The organism is Leptodesmis sp. (genome assembly GCF_052746595.1).
Genome location: NZ_JBRAGO010000037.1, coordinates 21,918 through 39,461 on the forward strand (window position 1 = coordinate 21,918; position 17,544 = coordinate 39,461).

General features: G+C 50.3%; 16 protein-coding genes and 1 other RNA gene. 9 read left to right on the forward strand and 8 right to left on the reverse strand.

What is annotated here, in order from left to right:
• The first annotated feature begins 104 nt into the window (after nucleotides 1-104).
• From ACUVQO_RS10215 to ftsZ, 3 genes are all read left to right on the forward strand, one after another.
• The gene (locus ACUVQO_RS10215) at nucleotides 105-539 is read left to right on the forward strand and encodes a DUF4168 domain-containing protein (protein WP_445925775.1); all 435 of its coding nucleotides are present in this window, start codon (nucleotides 105-107) and stop codon (nucleotides 537-539) included.
• A 299-nt stretch (nucleotides 540-838) separates the two neighbouring features.
• Entirely contained in the window at nucleotides 839-1,735 is an 897-nt protein-coding gene (locus ACUVQO_RS10220) for a cell division protein FtsQ/DivIB (RefSeq protein ID WP_445925776.1), read from the forward strand.
• Nucleotides 1,736-1,951: 216 nt separating this feature from the next.
• Nucleotides 1,952-3,226, forward strand: a complete 1,275-nt coding sequence (gene ftsZ, locus ACUVQO_RS10225; RefSeq protein WP_445925777.1) for a cell division protein FtsZ — start codon at nucleotides 1,952-1,954, stop codon at nucleotides 3,224-3,226.
• A 129-nt stretch (nucleotides 3,227-3,355) separates the two neighbouring features.
• On the opposite strand, the gene ACUVQO_RS10230 is transcribed toward ftsZ, so the two are convergent.
• The gene (locus ACUVQO_RS10230; RefSeq protein ID WP_445925778.1) at nucleotides 3,356-4,117 is read right to left on the reverse strand and encodes an MBL fold metallo-hydrolase; all 762 of its coding nucleotides are present in this window, start codon (nucleotides 4,115-4,117) and stop codon (nucleotides 3,356-3,358) included.
• Nucleotides 4,118-4,254: 137 nt separating this feature from the next.
• Here ACUVQO_RS10230 and thiD point away from each other — a divergent pair, with 137 nt between their 5' ends.
• Complete coding sequence (gene thiD, locus ACUVQO_RS10235; RefSeq protein WP_445925779.1) at nucleotides 4,255-5,091, forward strand: bifunctional hydroxymethylpyrimidine kinase/phosphomethylpyrimidine kinase; 837 nt, start codon at nucleotides 4,255-4,257, stop codon at nucleotides 5,089-5,091.
• On the opposite strand, the gene ACUVQO_RS10240 is transcribed toward thiD, so the two are convergent.
• The 6 genes from ACUVQO_RS10240 to tyrS form a co-directional block, all read right to left on the reverse strand.
• Complete coding sequence (locus ACUVQO_RS10240; RefSeq protein WP_445925780.1) at nucleotides 5,059-5,463, reverse strand: hypothetical protein; 405 nt, start codon at nucleotides 5,461-5,463, stop codon at nucleotides 5,059-5,061. The genes thiD and ACUVQO_RS10240 overlap by 33 nt on opposite strands.
• 200 nt (nucleotides 5,464-5,663) lie before the next feature.
• On the reverse strand, nucleotides 5,664-6,041 hold the full coding sequence (locus ACUVQO_RS10245; protein WP_445925781.1) for a phasin family protein: 378 nt from the start codon (nucleotides 6,039-6,041) through the stop codon (nucleotides 5,664-5,666).
• A 235-nt stretch (nucleotides 6,042-6,276) separates the two neighbouring features.
• Nucleotides 6,277-6,373: signal recognition particle sRNA small type (gene ffs / locus ACUVQO_RS10250), an RNA gene on the reverse strand.
• A gap of 314 nt (nucleotides 6,374-6,687) precedes the next feature.
• The gene (pyrF, locus tag ACUVQO_RS10255) at nucleotides 6,688-7,404 is read right to left on the reverse strand and encodes an orotidine-5'-phosphate decarboxylase (RefSeq protein ID WP_445925782.1); all 717 of its coding nucleotides are present in this window, start codon (nucleotides 7,402-7,404) and stop codon (nucleotides 6,688-6,690) included.
• Entirely contained in the window at nucleotides 7,401-7,946 is a 546-nt protein-coding gene (locus tag ACUVQO_RS10260) for a hypothetical protein (RefSeq protein ID WP_445925783.1), read from the reverse strand. Before ACUVQO_RS10260 ends, pyrF begins: the two co-directional genes overlap by 4 nt.
• Before the next feature lie 172 nt (nucleotides 7,947-8,118).
• Nucleotides 8,119-9,387: a tyrosine--tRNA ligase gene (tyrS, locus tag ACUVQO_RS10265; RefSeq protein ID WP_445925784.1), complete on the reverse strand. Its 1,269-nt coding sequence runs from the start codon at nucleotides 9,385-9,387 to the stop codon at nucleotides 8,119-8,121.
• Nucleotides 9,388-9,847: 460 nt separating this feature from the next.
• On the opposite strand from tyrS, the gene ACUVQO_RS10270 reads away from it, so the two are divergent.
• The 5 genes from ACUVQO_RS10270 to aroF all read left to right on the forward strand — a co-directional run bounded on the left by ACUVQO_RS10270 (nucleotide 9,848) and on the right by aroF (nucleotide 14,560).
• Nucleotides 9,848-11,764: a transglycosylase domain-containing protein gene (locus ACUVQO_RS10270; protein WP_445925785.1), complete on the forward strand. Its 1,917-nt coding sequence runs from the start codon at nucleotides 9,848-9,850 to the stop codon at nucleotides 11,762-11,764.
• 21 nt (nucleotides 11,765-11,785) lie between these two features.
• Nucleotides 11,786-12,409, forward strand: coding sequence for a Holliday junction branch migration protein RuvA (gene ruvA / locus ACUVQO_RS10275; protein WP_445925786.1), 624 nt, complete (start codon nucleotides 11,786-11,788; stop codon nucleotides 12,407-12,409).
• A gap of 156 nt (nucleotides 12,410-12,565) precedes the next feature.
• Nucleotides 12,566-12,835 carry a 30S ribosomal protein S15 gene (gene rpsO / locus ACUVQO_RS10280; RefSeq protein WP_445925787.1) on the forward strand — a complete coding sequence of 90 codons (270 nt, stop codon included), beginning with the start codon at nucleotides 12,566-12,568 and terminating at the stop codon, nucleotides 12,833-12,835.
• Nucleotides 12,836-12,852: 17 nt separating this feature from the next.
• Complete coding sequence (locus tag ACUVQO_RS10285; protein WP_445925788.1) at nucleotides 12,853-13,434, forward strand: PAM68 family protein; 582 nt, start codon at nucleotides 12,853-12,855, stop codon at nucleotides 13,432-13,434.
• Nucleotides 13,435-13,498: 64 nt separating this feature from the next.
• Nucleotides 13,499-14,560, forward strand: coding sequence for a 3-deoxy-7-phosphoheptulonate synthase (gene aroF, locus ACUVQO_RS10290; RefSeq protein WP_445925789.1), 1,062 nt, complete (start codon nucleotides 13,499-13,501; stop codon nucleotides 14,558-14,560).
• 76 nt (nucleotides 14,561-14,636) lie between these two features.
• On the opposite strand, the gene ACUVQO_RS10295 is transcribed toward aroF, so the two are convergent.
• Complete coding sequence (locus tag ACUVQO_RS10295; RefSeq protein ID WP_445925790.1) at nucleotides 14,637-17,396, reverse strand: AAA family ATPase; 2,760 nt, start codon at nucleotides 17,394-17,396, stop codon at nucleotides 14,637-14,639.
• Nucleotides 17,397-17,544 lie beyond the last annotated feature (148 nt).

Below are 17,544 nucleotides of genomic sequence, written 5' to 3' on the forward strand. Positions count from 1 at the left end.
ATTCTCAGTTGGAACACTGCGGAGTGTCAAAGACTGAGGATAAACGCTTTCTCAGAACTCAGTTCTCAGCACTTTCTCAAATACGTCTTCAAATGCAGCTCATAATGCCCTCTACAATTCGCTGGTTTCGGAATGCTCTTTGTTTGCTGCTAACTTTAGTTTGGGGATTTCATCTCACTGCTATTCCTGTTTTAGCCCAAGAGTTACCCACTTCTCCCCTGGAATCCCCCATACAGCAGCCAACCTTGACTCGACTCAGCCTCGATCCTGGAAACATTCCCTCGGAGAAAGTGAGCCAATTTGTCTATGCCTGCCTGCAGGTAGTGAAGCTAATTGAAAGCCGGGAGGGAGAATTGCAAGCCGCTGAAACTGAGTCGGAATCTCTGCGAATTGAGCAAGAAATTGAAGCGGAGGCACTGGCCATTATTGAAAAAGCCGGATTAACCCGCCAGGAATATTTACAACTCCTGGGTTTAGCCAACACTGATCCTGAATTTGGTGAGCGAGTAGCCATTCAGTTACAGGAAGCATCGGGGTAAGGAAATGGGGATTAGGGATTGGGAATTAGGGAAAGAGTTAAGAGTTAAGAGTTGAGAGTTAAAAGTGGATGGGTGGAGGAGTGGCAGGGAAGATAGGGTAGCAAATGACCAAGGACAAATGCCGAATCCCTGATGTCTAATCCCTGATGTCTAATCCCTGACCTCCAACCCCCAATTCCTGATCCCCGATCGCTGATTCTTTCTTTCTCCTTTTTTCCTCTTCATTCCACTATTTCCTGTCTAAAGCTTACAGAAAATGGAATGAGTGATTAAATGAGAAAAGCAAATGGGTGGATTGTATGACTGGTAGCTTCTCCCCCCTGTCTCAATCAGATTTGGCTCAGCGACGGCAGCAATTGCGTCGTCAGCGTCGTGTCCGTTTTTTACAGACAGTCTGGCGTGCATTGGCAGTCTGTACTCTGGCAGGAGGAACCGTTTGGGTCGTTACTTTGCCAGTTTGGTTAATCCAAAAGCCTGAACAGGTAAAGATTGAAGGCAATCATTTACTTCAATCTCAAATGATTCGATCGCTCCTCCCAATCTCCTATCCCCAATCTTTACTCCGATTGGAACCCCAGGCGATCGCAAAAGAATTGATGACAAAGGCCCCCATTGCCGATGTGGTAGTGAGCCGGCAACTCTTTCCCCCTAGCCTGACCATTCGGATTAAGGAACGTTACCCAGTGGCGATCGCCCTGCTTAGCCAAAGTGATCTGCAGTACCTCTATCAGAAAACATCTAGAGACAAGGGAGGAGTTCTGCGAGCTTGGCTGCTGGACCAGAATGGTCTGCAAATTCAAATCGAGAATTATGAAGCCATTACTCGCTCCATGAAACTCCCTGATCTGAAGGTCATTGGCAATTTTGACCACTATCATGCTATCTGGCCCCAACTATACTGGGAGACCAGTCGCAGTCCCGTAAAAATTACTGAAATTGACATTCAAAATCCTGCCAATATCGTTCTTAAAACTGAGTTGGGAGTAGTGCATTTAGGTTCCTTCGGGTCGCGTTTTCCCGAGCAGATTAAAACCCTGGATAGAATGCGGAAACTGCCGAACCAGATCAGTCCGAGTCAGATTGAATTTATTAATCTCAGGAACCCTACCAGTCCAACGCTTCAACTGATTTCCTCCAGAGAAGCTCCGAAAGAGTCATCAAAGGTGGAAGAATCTGTTAAATCTGACAATCCCTAGCCCAAAAAGTAAATGATGGTGACAAGCTGTGAGGGAACTTATTGTGTTAAAGCCAGCCACTACCGAGGTTGTGAGACTTTGCCAAATTTTCAGCAGGTTTGGTTTTTCAAACGACTTACCTTATAGTTGATCAATGTCGCTCAGCTTGGGAAGTTGTTTGTACTTAATCTGACTTCAGATGACATTTATTGCTAAGTTAGTTGCCTCATATTTCCAATGACACTTAATAACAGCTTAGGACATAATCACCAAGGCTCCGGCCCCGATGGACAACCCAACTTTTCTCTGGCGACAGGTGATGCAAGCTCGTTCCATACCTCCAGTTCCCATAGCCATCAGGGGATAAATACAAACGGGCTAGTTGGAGAAGAACCCAGGAGTAATAAAATCGTGCCAGGCAGTGTAGCTAAGATTAAAGTGGTTGGGGTTGGCGGAGGAGGAGGGAATGCTGTCAACCGGATGATTGCCAGTGACCTAGCAGGAGTTGAGTTCTGGTCGATTAATACCGATGCTCAAGCCTTGAGCGGTTCCCCGGTTCCACACCCGCTACAAATTGGTCAGAAATTAACTCGTGGATTGGGTGCAGGCGGAAATCCGGCGATCGGTCAAAAGGCAGCAGAGGAGTCCCGGGATGAAATTGCGACGGCTCTGGAGGGTGCCGATCTGATCTTTATCACTGCAGGCATGGGGGGCGGTACTGGAACCGGAGCCGCTCCGATCGTGGCTGAAGTTGCGAAGGAACTGAGTGCCCTGACCGTTGGAATTGTCACCCGTCCGTTTACCTTTGAAGGGCGGCGGCGTGGTAGTCAGGCGGAAGAAGGCATTGAAGCGCTGCAAAGCCGTGTAGACACCCTGATTGTGATTCCCAACGATAAATTACTCTCGGTGATTTCCGAACAAACTCCTGTCCAGGAAGCATTCCGGGCGGCGGATGATATTCTCCGTCAGGGCGTGCAGGGCATTTCGGACATCATTACCATTCCGGGTCTGGTGAACGTGGACTTTGCCGATGTGCGAGCCGTGATGGCAGATGCCGGATCAGCGCTGATGGGAATTGGCATTGGCACGGGTAAATCGAGAGCACGAGAAGCCGCTATGGCTTCGATTTCCTCTCCCCTACTGGAGTCCTCGATCGATGGTGCTCGTGGTGTAGTCTTTAACATTACGGGTGGCAGTGACCTGACTCTGCATGAAGTAAATGCGGCAGCAGAAATCATTTACGAAGTCGTCGATCCGAATGCCAATATTATTTTTGGTGCCGTGATTGACGAACGCTTACAAGGCGAGTTGCGGATTACAGTGATCGCTACCGGATTTACAGGAGAACCCCAGGCTCGTCAGATGATTCAACCAACTGGTTTGAAGCGACCTGTACCGCCCCCATCTCCCAGTCAACCGATTGCCCCACCACCATCTCCCAGTCCGCTTGATCGCACGAAGCCGGGACTGGATATTCCAGAATTCCTGCAACGACGACGACCACCAAGGTGAGAGTTTAAGGACTAAGTTTTAAGTTTTGAGTTAGATTTTTCAACCTAAACCAAGTCCAGCTAGAGAACGGTCGTTTTCCGATCAGACAAACTACGGTTCTGGACTTGGGTAAGATTTAAAGCCCAAAACTTAGCACTCAACACTTTCCCCAGGATTGGGAACCAGCAGTTTGGTGGAGAGACCGGAGGCGATCAGGCGATCGCGAAATTCTTCCACACTGCCAACACTCTGGGTCAGCATGGGTAAGAGGCCAGTGGCGCGAATCTCTCCCCGTGTGGTGGGTAGGAAAAATTGGGGATGGAGTGCTTGTAGCATTTGCAGGGTTTGCTGCGGCCCCATCACGACCTGTCCCAACAGGGGAAAGATCTGGCCAATCACGGGGGCGATCGCGACATCAACTTTGCCGATTCGTTCAGCAGCCTGAAAAGGAAACTGATGCGGTTCGTAGTAAAGGGTTTTGTCCGTTTGCAGATCTTTTAATAAGTAGCCATTCTCTGTCTGTCCGGGTTGAATCTCTGGCCCTGGGATGGCTGTGATGTGCAGATTGGGGGCAATCGTGGTTTCCTCCCAGGCCATTAGAGGCGTAATCTGTTGATAGCCTAGTTTTTTGACGACTTTAGCAGCCGTTGGAGAAGCCACTACCGGCAGCGATCGATCCAGCTTTTCCAGGGTTGGCACATGGCAATGATCATCCAATCCCTGAGAGAGCAGAATTACATCAATGGGGGGTAAGGTTTCAGGTGTAAAAGCTGGAGGAGTACTATGAGCAGCGGTAAATAACCAGGGCTGACCATAAAACACCATCGAATCGACCAGCCAGGGATCGACCAGCACGGTTTTCCCAGCCAGTTGAAAGATCCAGCTATTCAGATCAATCCAGGTCAGCTTCATAGTTGAAATTTTTCTTAACACTTTCTTTTTATCATAGCAGATGGAGGGGGGGAGGGCACCGACTCATCCCCTCTTCCCTATTGCCTCTTCCTTCTTCCTTCTTCCCTTTTAACTCTTCCCCTACTCCTCACTCTCCTATGCCCAACTCCTTGATGCCAACCATCCCCGTAGCCCTCACCATTGCCGGATCGGATAGCGGTGGGGGGGCAGGAATTCAGGCAGATTTACGGACGTTTGCTTTTCATAAAGTGCATGGCACCAGTGCTCTGACTTGCATTACGGCCCAAAATACGTTGGGAGTAAACCGGGTAGATGCTTTACCACCGGAAGCGGTAGCGGCTCAGATGGAAGCGGTGGTAACTGATATCGGCGTGCAGGCGGCAAAGACTGGGATGTTGCTGAATCAAGCGATTATTGCCACCGTAGCTGAACAGGTAGAAGCCCTGGGATTGTCAAATTTGGTGATTGATCCGGTGATGGTTTCTCGCACAGGAGCGCAACTGATTGATAATGATGCGATCGCCACGCTGCGAACTGCCCTCATCCCCAAAGCCACCATTCTTACGCCCAACCGCTATGAAGCTCAAATTCTCACGGGAATGGAAATTCAGACTCTGGAAGAAATGCAGATGGCTGCCCAGCAAATTCATCAGCAGGGAGCGAAAGCAGTTTTAGTGAAAGGTGGCGGGATGGCAGGCAACTTGCGTGGCGTAGATGTCTGGTTTGATGGCCAGCAGCTAGAAATCCTCCAAACCGCGACTGTGGATACTCCGAACACGCATGGCACAGGCTGTACCCTATCTGCGGCGATCGCGGCCAATCTTGCTCTTGGTCATCCTCCCCTTACAGCCACCCGTGCGGCTAAAGGATACGTGACAACGGCCCTCCGCTATGCCCTCGCGATCGGTAAAGGCCAAGGGCCAGTAGGACACTTCTTTCCCTTATTCTCCACTCTCCTGCCCTTTCCAGGTTGATTCCCAATCCGGGCATTTCTCACCTTCCCAGCCGTAGGGATGCATTCCGCAAACCAACATCACACCGTTATACACCTGTCCGTGGTAGTGATGACAGCCAACACAGGCAGGATGGTTGTTCAACATTGGCTCGACAGTATGGACAACGGGTTGCACAGTATCTTCGATCATCGCCACTTCACAATCCAGATAGGCTTCCAGAATCGGGTCAAAGAATTCATCAATCCGTTGTTCCAGGTCAGGGGCGAGGGTGGTTTGCACCTGGGCAGCGATCGCTTCAGAGGCATCAAAAACCACGTCTACCATCCCCTCAAATTCTTTGGAAACCTCGGTCAAAAACTGTTCAACGTCATCCACTACGGATTGCATCATCTCAAAAAATTCTCTTAACCAACTGTCCATGACACTCTCAGACGGGGTTGCCGATTCATAATTGCAATACTGGAGCAATGGAGCTATCTTAACTCACATCCTTCCCTGGAAATAGCTTCAAGACATCTCCTAAACCAAGTCCAGCTAGAGGATGATCGTTTTCCGATCAGAGAAACTACGCCTTTGGACTTAGATAAGGTTTAATTATTTTTGAGCCGTCTCAGTTCTTCCTGCAATTCCAGTACTCGTCGTCGCATTTCTTCCACATCATTTTCTGACACTTGCGATGTAGTAGACGTCACAGGCTCGTCTTCTACCAAAATTTCAATCCGTCTGGGTTCAGCAGGCCGCGATGTAGAAGGCTTAGCAGGAACACTTTCCTGCGCTTTGTTAAGCATGTCATCCACGAAGCGACGAGCCTCCTCGGTGGTCATTTCCCCCCGCTCCACCATTTCATCGGCTAACTTTTGCACCTGAACGCGCAACTCTGCCAGCTTTTCGGTCGCCTTTTCACTGGCCAGAGAAGCCAAGCCAACGCCCAGATAAACTGCCTTCTGAACTAAATCACCCAAACCCATAGCGTCTTATACTCCTTCCGACTGATGAGCACTCTACAAATTGCGATCGCTTCTGCCTTTAGGATACGCAGAAAGCCTATCGACTGCCCATCTGATTTTGTTGCGGAAAACCGAATCCAGCAGACTGTGCTTCATTCTTCGTCATTTGTCAAATAGTTGGTTTTTATCCAAGATTCTGAAAGCAACAGGCACCTGATGAAGCGAAGTGGGCACCCATCTAATTTCTTTCCATAAAAGAGACCCGGATTCTACGCCTATCTCAAGCATCCCGTATTGCTGCTACCTTCCGGTCCTGACAAGGTTTGGGCGTTGAAATCGCATAGATCCGAGTCAAACCAAGTATAACAGTTAAACGACCTGTTGACTGCAGGATTTGAAAAGGAGGTAAGGAGGTAGTGGAGATTAGGGGTCGGAGATTGGATCTGATTGAAATTGATCTGGAGTTTAGACTAATTAGAAAAGAAAAGCAGCCAAACTCGATGATCCACGAACCCTTCCGCTGAGTTAAAAATCCCCTGGTCAAACTGCGTTTTTGCATCCGTTTTAGCGTTGATTGGCACACCTACCCCCACGCCCAAACTGCGCAAAAAGCCGCCCGATTGAACTCTAGGGCAACCCCCTTCCCGCCGAATTCGCTATCCAACGGTCAAAAAGGGAAACTCTCCTCACAAATTTGTTGAAAGGCAGCACTGGGATCAGCGGCAGTCGTAATCGGTCGCCCAATGACTAGATAGTTTGCTCCTGCTTCAAAAGCCTCTCGCGGAGTCAAGGTACGACGCTGATCGGCAGCAATGGCCCAGATCGGACGAACCCCCGGACAAACCAAGAGGAAGCGATCGCCACAGGCTTGCCGTAGATGACTGACTTCCTGGGGCGAACACACAGCACCCGGAAAGCCACATTCCTCAGCCATTAACGCCATGTGCAGGGCATATTCTGGCAATTCCAGGGGGATTTTCAACTCAAAGGCCAGCGATCGCGCACTTAAACTAGTTAGAACTGTAATGGCTAATAATTGAGGCACTGACTGATCGGCTTCTGCGGCTCCTGCTTCCACTGCTGCTTGGGCTGCTTTCAGCGCATCCTTGCCCGCCGTCGCATGCACGGTAATCAAATCCACCCCATACCGCGCCGCTGATCGACAGGCTCCCGCCACTGTATTAGGGATATCGTGAAACTTCAGGTCTAAAAAAATCCGCTTCTGGCGCGACTTGAGTTCCTGCAAAATTCTGGGGCCACTGGCTACGAACAGTTCTAACCCCACCTTCCAGAAGGTTACCTGTGGTAATTGATCTAACAGTGCGATCGCCTCCTCATCTGTTGGCACATCCAGCGGCACAATAATCCGATCGGCGATCTTCACTTCTTCCCCTCACAGTAGCTTTTAAAGTCCGTCACCATTTTGCCTTCTTCCTGAACCAGAGTACTCAATTTTTTGGTCGTCTGAGTTACAGTAGTGACTGCTTGCTGGCTACTTTTCAGTCCTTCCGCCGAGTTGTTGCTCTCGCCAATGGTAGTGAGAGCAGAACTGATTTCCCTGAAAGTCGAGTTAGTGGCTTTTGCATTTTCCACATACTGCCCCTGTAAACCAATTAGCGTTTCATCCTTCAAGTTCAAAGCTTGAATCTCCTGGATTAGCTCGTCCATCTTCTCGGTTAAGGTGTTGAATTCTTGTGCCGAACTGGTAGCAGCCGCTTTAAAGGCTTTCAGATCGTTTTTGGCTCCAGCAGCTTTGGCAGCAGTTTCAAAATTCTTGCTTTCTTGTTGAAACTGTTGGGCGATCGGCTGAATTTTGTTAATCGCCGAGGAGAGTCTGCTGCATTGGGAAGATTTGCTATTGCAAGCCGAAAGACTCAGAGCCATAGCCAGAGCAAACAGAATTCGAACTGAGGAGGACAACTGCATCGCGGGGGAAACTACTTTGAGAGATCGAGCATCAGGGATTGGAGATTGGAATTGGGGATTAGGGTAATCAGATAGCAGGATGACTAAACAGCAAGTCGTCTCGCATTATCTCACCTACTCACCCACTCACCCACTTCACTTCCCTACTCCCTATTTCCTTACTGCATCTTCCTTACTGCACCAGGCGGACAAAGCGTTTGGTGCCGACGCTGAGAGTGCGTCCAATCAGATCAGAGGCGGATGCAAAGGTGAGATCGACCTGATCGACCCGATCGCCGTCCAGCTTCACCGCTCCCCCTTGAATTTGCCGACGGGCATCGGAACTGCTCTTGCACAAACCGCTAGCACTGACGATGAAAAAGAGTTTAGCTGGAAATTGTACCGAGGCCAGGGAAAATTCTGGCACCACATCAGTCTGGGTTTTGCCCCCCCCTTTCACCAGATCCTCAGCCGCCTTCTGGGCAGTTATAGCGGCTTCCTTTCCGTGATATTGCGAGACGACTTCCAGGGCCAACAGTTTCTGGCACTCACGGGGATTGTCCGGGAGGCGATCGAGGGGCAGATTGGTCAGTAACTCGAAATACTGTTGCAACAGATGATCGGGGATTTTTTCCAGTTTGGAGTACATCGTCAACGGATCATCCGTCAGCGCCACGTAGTTGCCCAAGGATTTGGACATCTTCTGCACACCATCGGTGCCAATCAAAATCGGCAACAATAACCCAAATTGAGGCCGCATTCCGAAATGGCGTTGTAAATCCCGTCCCACGGCAATGTTGAACTTCTGATCCGTGCCTCCCAGTTCCACATCCGCCTGCACTGCAACAGAGTCATAGCCCTGCATTAAGGGATAGAGAAATTCATGCAGATAGATGGGATTACCTTTTTCGTAGCGTTCCACAAACCCTTCTTTGGCCAGCATTTGCCCAACGGTCATCGTCGCCAGCAACTCCTGAATCTTGGCCAAATCGAGAGCAGATAGCCATTCGGAGTTGTAACGAATTTCTAACCGTCCGGGCGTGTCAAAGTCCAGAATTGGACGGACTTGATCCAGATAAGTTTTAGCATTCGCGGCGACTTCCGCTGCAGTCAACTGGCGGCGTACTTCTGACTTGCCAGTAGGATCGCCAATCCGGGCCGTGAAATCCCCAATAATTAAAACAGCCGTGTGGCCTGCATCCTGGAAGGCCCGCAACTTTCGCACAGGAATGCTGTGGCCAACATGAATATCAGAACCTGTAGGATCGATTCCTAACTTGACGCGCAGCGGACGATCGCTGTTCAACAACCGCTGTACCAGATTTTCATCAGGATTATTGGAATCAGGCTGATTGGGAAAAATCTCGCTGGTGCCCCGGTTGAGCCAGTCCAAAGTTGCGACAACAGAAGACGAGGAACTGGGGGTTAACGATTGCGGATCAAGGGTGGCTTTTTCACTCACGGGCTAACTTAACATTCACGAAAGGGGTTAACTAAAATTCTAGGATCACAGATTTAATAACTCTGAACTCTCCCGTAGGATGTGTTAGCGCAGCGTAATGCTTCACGCTCAGGCATTGCCCTACATCTCGATCGGGAATATTAGAGCTATCACCTGACACAGCCTAAATAAAACTCAAAGTACTTTATTGTGATTCCTGAAGGCGATCGCGGCTGAGCTATGAAACGGCATCAAAAACCCTGCCCACTTCCACCGAACTTTACTCTAACCCGTTTAGTGGCCACCCCTAACAGTCCCAGATTTTCTTTTGCTAAAGTATGCTATCGTGCAGCCATATCTTTCTGAATCACTTCTATCTATATGAAAAGAGTTATTGGTAAGAGTTCTTTCCAGAAAAAACATTCACAACTTCCTTCTCTGAAGGTATTATCTAGCCCACTGCTCTTACAGGAAAACGGTCGTGTCCTCTAACACCCTTCGGCAAAAACGCCAAACCTCTGATCAAGACCCCCTGCTTCACTTTGCGGGAGCCGTTGGCAAAGTCACTGGGGGAACCTTGCTGGGAATGACCATGCTCATCAGTTCGGTATTTGCAGGCGGACTGGTTGGTTTAGCCATCAGCTTCCGCAACCTGCCTGATGTGCGCGTTCTCCGCAGCTATGCCCCCACAGAAACGACTCACATTTACGACATTAAGGGGAAACTGATTGCCAGTCTGCATGGAGAGGCAAATCGGGAAGTAGTTCCGCTCGACAAAATTTCTCCCCATTTGAAGCGGGCCGTAATCGCCATTGAGGACAGCCATTTTTACCAGCATCACGGAGTTAACCCAGGGGCTGTTGTACGGGCGTTTCGTGCCAACTGGTCGGAAGGACGAACGGTGGAAGGGGGTTCCACCCTGACCATGCAATTGGTGAAAAACCTATTTCTCAACCCGAAACAAGCCTTTAGCCGCAAATTGGCTGAGTCTGTCCTGTCGATGCGGGTGGAGCAAATTTTTACCAAAGATCAGATTCTGGAAATGTATCTGAATCAGGTCTACTGGGGCCACAACACCTATGGGGCTGAAACCGCTGCTCAAAGCTACTTTGGTAAACCTGCCGCCGATTTAACCCTGGCTGAGTCGGCTATGATGGCTGGCCTGATTCAGGCCCCAGAAAACCTCAGTCCGTTTGTTAACCCGAAGGCAGCCAAGCAGCGGCAACAGCAAGTACTCAACCGCATGGTGGACTTGAAGTGGATCACTGCCAGCGAAGCCAGTGAAGCTCTCAAACAACCGCTCAAATTAGGCAAAATTACTTCCTTTCAAACCAGTCAGATTCCCTATCTGACCGAGGCCACGGTGCAGGAACTGACCCGCAAGTTTGGACGAGATGCCGTCCTCAAGGGAGGGATGCGAGTTCAGACTACCATTGACACCAAGTTTCAGCGGATGGCGGAGGATGTCGTCAAAGCAGGGCATGAAAGTTTGCTGGCTCAGGGTGTCTATGCGGATCAGATGGCGCTAGTGGCTGTCGATCCGCGCACTCACTTTGTCAAGGCCATGGTGGGTGGGGTAGACTACCACAAGAGCCAATATAACCGGGCAATTCAGGCACTTCGTCAGCCTGGATCCGCTTTTAAACCATTTGTCTACTACGCTGCTTTTGCTTCCGGCAAGTACAGCCCTGACTCCATCGTGGATGACAGTCCAGTTGGCTATCCCGATGGCTATGAAATGTACTACCCGCAAAACTATGATGGTTCCTTCTCTGGCCCTATCTCCATCCGTCAAGCATTAGCTATGTCTCGTAATGTTCCTGCTGTTAAGCTAGGGCAGGAAGTTGGTTTGAATAAAGTGATTGATATTTGTCGGACGTTAGGGATTCGCAGTCCGATCGAACCTGTGGTGTCTTTGCCATTAGGTGCTGTGGATCTGACTCCTCTAGAAATGGCCGGAGCCTTTGCCACCTTTGCCAGCAATGGTTGGTATTCTGAAACCACCTTTATTGTTCAAGTCACAGATAGTTCCGGAAATGTCTTGCTCGACAATACCCCTAAACCTCAGTTAGTTCTGGATCCCTGGGCTGCGGCTGCATTGAACAGTACCCTTCAGAGTGTCATTGAGAGTGGTACGGCAACCTCTGCTGCCCTCGATCGCCCCGCTGCCGGGAAAACTGGCACCACCTCATCGGAGCGAGACATCTGGTTTGTCGGCTATGTCCCTCAACTGGCAGCTGCAGTCTGGGCCGGTAATGATGATTACTCCCCGATTGGCTACGGGGCTACAGGCGGAACTTACGTTGCTCCCATCTGGCGCAACTTTATGCAACGAGCTTTGCAGGGGGTTCCGGTGGAGAATTTCCGTCCGGCTTCGGATTTCCCTAGACCGCAGTAGGGGATCGGGGATTGGGGATACATGATTGGCTACCTGAAGGGGACGATCGCCAGCATTCAGAAGCATGGGAATCGGGTGGTGCTGACGCTGGATGTGAATCAGGTGGGGTACGATGTGCAGATCGTGCCGCGCTTGTTGATGCAGTTGCCTGCGGTGGGGGAGTTGGTGCAGATCTTTACTTATCTGCAATTTCGGGAAGATCGAATGACGTTGTTCGGCTTTGGGACGGCGGCAGAGCGGGATTTATTCCGGCAGTTGGTGAGTGTCAGTGGGATTGGGCCGCAACTAGCGGTGGCGTTGCTGGATACCCTGGGGTTGCAGGATCTGGTGCAGGCGATCGTCACGGGCAATACCCGCGCTCTGGCTAAAACTCCGGGAGTGGGCAGCAAAACGGCAGAACGAATTGCGCTGGAATTGCGATCGAAGCTGGCAGAATGGCGACAGCAGGCTGGGGTGATGCCGGTTCCAGCCGCAGGACCAGTGTTGAGTATTCAAGAAGATGTAGAAATGACATTGCTGGCACTGGGCTATACCAACAGTGAGATTGCTCAAGCCCTGGAGGCCGTGGGTCAGAGTACGGCTCTCTCAAAGCAGGAAGACCCGGAGGAGTGGATCCGGGAGGCGATCGCCTGGTTGAGCCGATAAGGCAGAAGCAAAAAGGCAGAGGGATTGCTTGAGTTCTAACGTTGCTGCCTCCTGCCTTTTTCTACCTGGGTCATGGAATAACACCTTCAACTCCCAAATCCCTATGGTATGATCAGAGACTGCTGACTTGATGAAGATAGGAAGTTTATACTGCTCATGGCTCTGCTGCAACAGCGCAAACAAGAACTGATTTCGGAATACCAAATCCACGAAACGGATACTGGATCCGCCGATGTACAAGTGGCGATGCTGACCGAACGCATCAACCGCCTCAGTGAACACCTGAAAGGCAATAAAAAAGACCACTCTTCTCGCCTGGGCTTGCTGAAAATGATCGGTCAACGCAAGCGCTTGCTGGCCTATATCCAGAAGCAAGACCGCGATCGCTACAAAGCTTTGATCGGTAGATTGGGAATTCGCGGTTAATTCAGGAACGGCACACTATGGCATCGGACTCCCGGCAGGCTAAAGGTAACAGCAAGCAAGGCAATAGGCCCAAAAATGACACCAAAGGCTTTTCCAAGGAGAGTACTGCTGAGGAAAAGTCTCGCCTTCCCTTTGAGCCTGCTCAAAATCGCAAAAAAGCTCCTAAAAAAGCTGCTCCGGCAGCGGCTTCCAGCAAAGATAATGCTGGACAATCAGCCAAGTTGGATGGGTCTAAGGGGAAAGGTACAGCTGCTGAGAAAAGTGCCACTCAGAAAGCGGCAACGGGTATTCCCGAAGTCATCACCAAACGGATGACCCGTCGTATGGCCTTCTTCTGTGGCATCCCTACAGCAATGGGAATGTTGACGTTTGTGGTTAGCTACATCATCGTCAGCCAGCACATCTTTAAGCTGCCAACGGTCGTTGTTTTTCTGGTTAGCCTGGGTTGTTTTGGGCTGGGAGTTTTGGGCCTCAGCTATGGTGCTCTGTCCGCCTCCTGGGACGAAGATCGTCTGGGAAACTGGCTGGGCTGGAGCGAGTTTCGTGTCAATTTTGGCCGGACTGTGGAATCCTGGCGAACTGCCAAACAGAAAAATTGAATCTTCCGTTGATAGACACTCGATTCATCCTTCTCTACTCACCCATCATTTAAGGATAAGCAGCATGATTGTCGTCATGAAAGTGGGGTCGCCCGAAGCTGAAGTGACTCGTCTGACGGAAGAGTTTGCCAGTTGGGGGCTTAGCCCGGAAAAAATTGTTGGCAAGCATAAGGTTGTGATTGGTCTGGTTGGGGAAACGGTTGACCTGGATCCGCTGCAGATTCAGGAAGCCAGTCCCTGGATTGAAGAAGTGCTGCGGGTTGAGAAGCCTTATAAGCGGGCCAGTCGGGAATATCGGCATGGAGAACCCAGCGAGGTCATAGTTCCTACCCCCAATGGCCCCGTCTACTTTGGTGAACATCACTCGATCGTGATTGTGGCAGGCCCTTGTTCGGTGGAAAACGAGACCATGATTGTGGAGACGGCCCAACGGGTGAAAGCAGCAGGAGCAAAGTTTCTCCGGGGAGGAGCTTTCAAGCCGCGCACCTCTCCCTATGCGTTTCAGGGACATGGAGAAAGTGCCCTGGGCCTGCTGGCAAGAGCGCGGCAAGAGAGTGGCCTGGGGATCATTACAGAACTAATGGATGCCGCCGACCTGGAGCCACTGGCAGAAGTGGCAGATGTAATTCAGATTGGTGCCCGCAATATGCAAAATTTTTCCCTGCTAAAAAAAGTCGGCGCACAGGATAAACCCATTCTGTTGAAACGCGGGATGTCAGCCACGATCGAAGAATGGCTAATGGCTGCAGAGTACATCCTGGCCGCAGGCAACCCGAATGTGATTCTCTGTGAACGAGGAATTCGTACCTTCGATAGCAAGTACACTCGCAACACCCTGGATCTGGCGGCAGTTCCAGTACTCCGCCAGTTGACTCACTTGCCGATCATGATTGATCCCAGCCATGGAACCGGCAAATGGGAATATGTGCCCTCGATGGCTGCCGCCTCTATTGCTGCCGGTGCCGACTCTTTGATGATTGAAGTTCATCCCAATCCCAAAAAAGCCCTATCGGATGGACCGCAATCCCTTACACCCGATCGCTTCGATCTGCTGATGCAAGAATTAGCGGTAATCGGCAATGCAATGGGTCGCTGGGCTACTGAACCCGCAATGGTTCCTGTCTAAGCAAGGGTAAGGCATTCGGGCAATGATACTGAACTAAAATCCTTTGCCTCATACTAAGCTGTACACAGGAATATACCTATCCTTCTCGTTCGACCACAATGATATTTTCCGTGATTTTCTCAAACGTGTCGTCATGGCTGATCACAAACAGTTGACGGAAGGTTTTGAGATTAGCGATCGCTTCGGCTAGATGTTCTCGCCTCGTTCTGTCCATGTTGGTGGTGGGTTCATCGAAAAAGGCAATATCAATATCGGCCAGCACTTTCAGCAGGGCAAGGCGAACAGCTAAAGCAGCACACATTTGCTCCCCACCGGAGAGATTCACAAATCGCCGTTGGTGACCACTTTCCTGGATCAAGATCTCGTAATCCCGCGTCCATTGCAGATTGACATTGGAGCGGTTGAGCAGCTCCCGGAAGAGTTTATCAGCTTCTCGCGAAATAGTCTGGATGTAGCGTTCCGTAATCCGAGGGCCAGCTTCTTTGTAGGCTTTGCGGGCAAATTTAATAAACCGCTCAGTTTTGCGTTTTTGCTCTAGCTGGGTTTGAGCCTCGGTAAGTTTTATTTGCAGGGACGCTAATCGCAGAAGTTGCTGTTCCAGTTCCTCTAGATATTTCAGCATATCCGGTAATCGGGCGCTCAGCGCAACGGTTTGGTCTTTGGCGTCCTGGTAAGACTGTTGCACGGCCTGGAAGTAGTCCGGGTCAAAAGTTTGACGCAGGCGATCGCGTTCAGCATTTAAATCCTGCTGTTGCTGCTCCAATGCTTGCAACTCGGCAATCGCGTCCTGCACTTGCTGATATTTTTGCTTGCGAGAATTAGCCACTTCCCGATTTTTGACGTAAATTTCGTAAGCCTCTCGATGGGCGGCTCGTAAAGCTTGCTGGGCCTGGATTTGCTCGGAAAGGCGGCTGAATTCGGTTAATTGCTGCTTCAGATTGGCGATCGCCTGTTCAATCTCACTACAGGCAGCACAAACTTCCATCATCTGAGACTTCAACGCCGCTTCCTGCTGTAATTCTTCCTGCCGCAGTCGCAGCCGTCCTCTGGGATTGTCCAGGCGTGTTAATTCTTCGGCCAGTTGAGCATACTTATCTTGTAAAACAGGCTCTTGTGCCAGTTGGGTTTGCAATTGGGTCAGACTGCTCTGCAATTCAGCCATTTCCGTCTCAAGTTGGCTCTGATTAGTCAGCCAGCGATCCAGGTTGGCATACCTGGCCTGATACTGACGTGCCGTTTGCAGTCGAGTTTGTACCTGTTGTAAATGATGAGCCAGGGTTTCGGGAGAAGCTTGTGCGCTTAAATCAGCCAGAATTTCGTTCAGTGCAGCGTGCATCTGTTTTTGCCAGGATTGCCCACTTTCCAGAACCGTGAGAATTTCTGCCAGTGCTGAACTCCATAAAGGAACAGCCTGTTGTAATTCTTTGACAGTCTTTTTGGCCTGCTGGGTCTGGGTCAGGAAGCAATCGCCTGCGGTCTGGGATTGTTGCCAGAGATGCCGCAGATCGGCTTCAAACTGAGTCGCGGCAGCAATTCGGCTGAGTTGTTCCTGATAGCAGTGCTGTTGCTGTTCCAGGTCAGAAATTTCTGCGATCGCAGGTTGCAGCGCCTGCAATTCCTGAATCTGCTGCCCAATTTGAGCATGGCGAACCTGCAGTTGTTCCAACCGTTTTTCTCGTTCCTGCAAAGTTTGCCGCAAAACGGTGCAGGTCTGTAACTGCTGACTGACGGTTTGCTGAATGGTTTCCAGTTGCATTTGTCGCTGGGCCAGAGGTTCTAAGTGCTGAATTTCCTGAGCCGCCTCCTTTAAACGGTTCAATTGCAGCGTCAATTTGGTGCGTTCCTGCTGGCGATCGCTCAATTGTTCTGTCTGCTGCCGCAGTTGATGTTGCAATGTCTCGGCCAGACCGCGCTGTTGTTCCAGTTCGCGCAAGGTAGCATCAGCCTGCTGCACAATTTGGTAGGACTCTCGATTTTTGGTACAAATAGCAGCGGCAACTTCTGCAGTTTCCAAATCTTTCTGTAATCGCTCTAAGTGTTTAGCTTGGCTTTGCAGGCGAGGTTGGAGTTGGGTAAGGTGCAGGTCGAGTTGTTGCGATCGAGCCGCCAAACTACTCAATTCGTCCCGCTCCCGTTGTAGGTCGGCTAATCGTTGCTGGGCCTGCTGCAAATTGGCCTGTACCTGTTCAATCTCCTGCCGCTGTTCCAGATGCTTTTGATTCAGCCCTTCTAGTTCCTGCAGGTCAGCCTGATACCGAGCAATCTCTTTTTCCAAATCCTCCACCTGTGTCTTGGCATACTTTTCCAGGTCTGCCAATTTTTTCCAGGTGTGCTGATATTCTTCAACCTTCAGGATTTTGTCAAAAATGGCCTTGCGTCGTTCTTTGGTCAGCAGAAAATCAGCCGCAAAAGTGCCTTGAGGAACACCAATAGTGCTGGAAAAAAGCTGACTCAAATCCGTTCCTGGTGAAACCCCCAAATGTTGCCGCAACCAGGGCAGTACTTCCTCTTTAATTCGGTTGTAGGGCAGACGTTCCTTAAGCTGCGGATCGTACAGGGTATAACTTTTGGTAGTACAGCGATGAACTTCATAGGTGCGCCCATCCCGATTGGAAACAAAGGCAACTTGTACCTGGGCACTGCCGGACCCGTTGCGAATTAGATCCTCTTTGGTGTAATCGCCAGAATAGTCAAACAAGACCCAGGCGATCGCTTCCAGAATACTGGTCTTGCCTGCTCCATTCTCGCCACAGATCGCATTCGTACCCGGTTGAAAGACAAAGTGGCGATCGCTGTGGGATTTGAAGTTCTTCAGCGTAACCGAGAGAATTTCCATACAGTTTGTTATCCGTCATTCGTCGCAAGTAGAGCAGGCACAAGGGAAAAAACAGGGACGAGTGAAAACCAGAGTATATCAGGTTTGCTTCTACGTGACATCCTCCCGACACCAATGCTACGCATACGGTGCGGGCTTCCCAAGATCG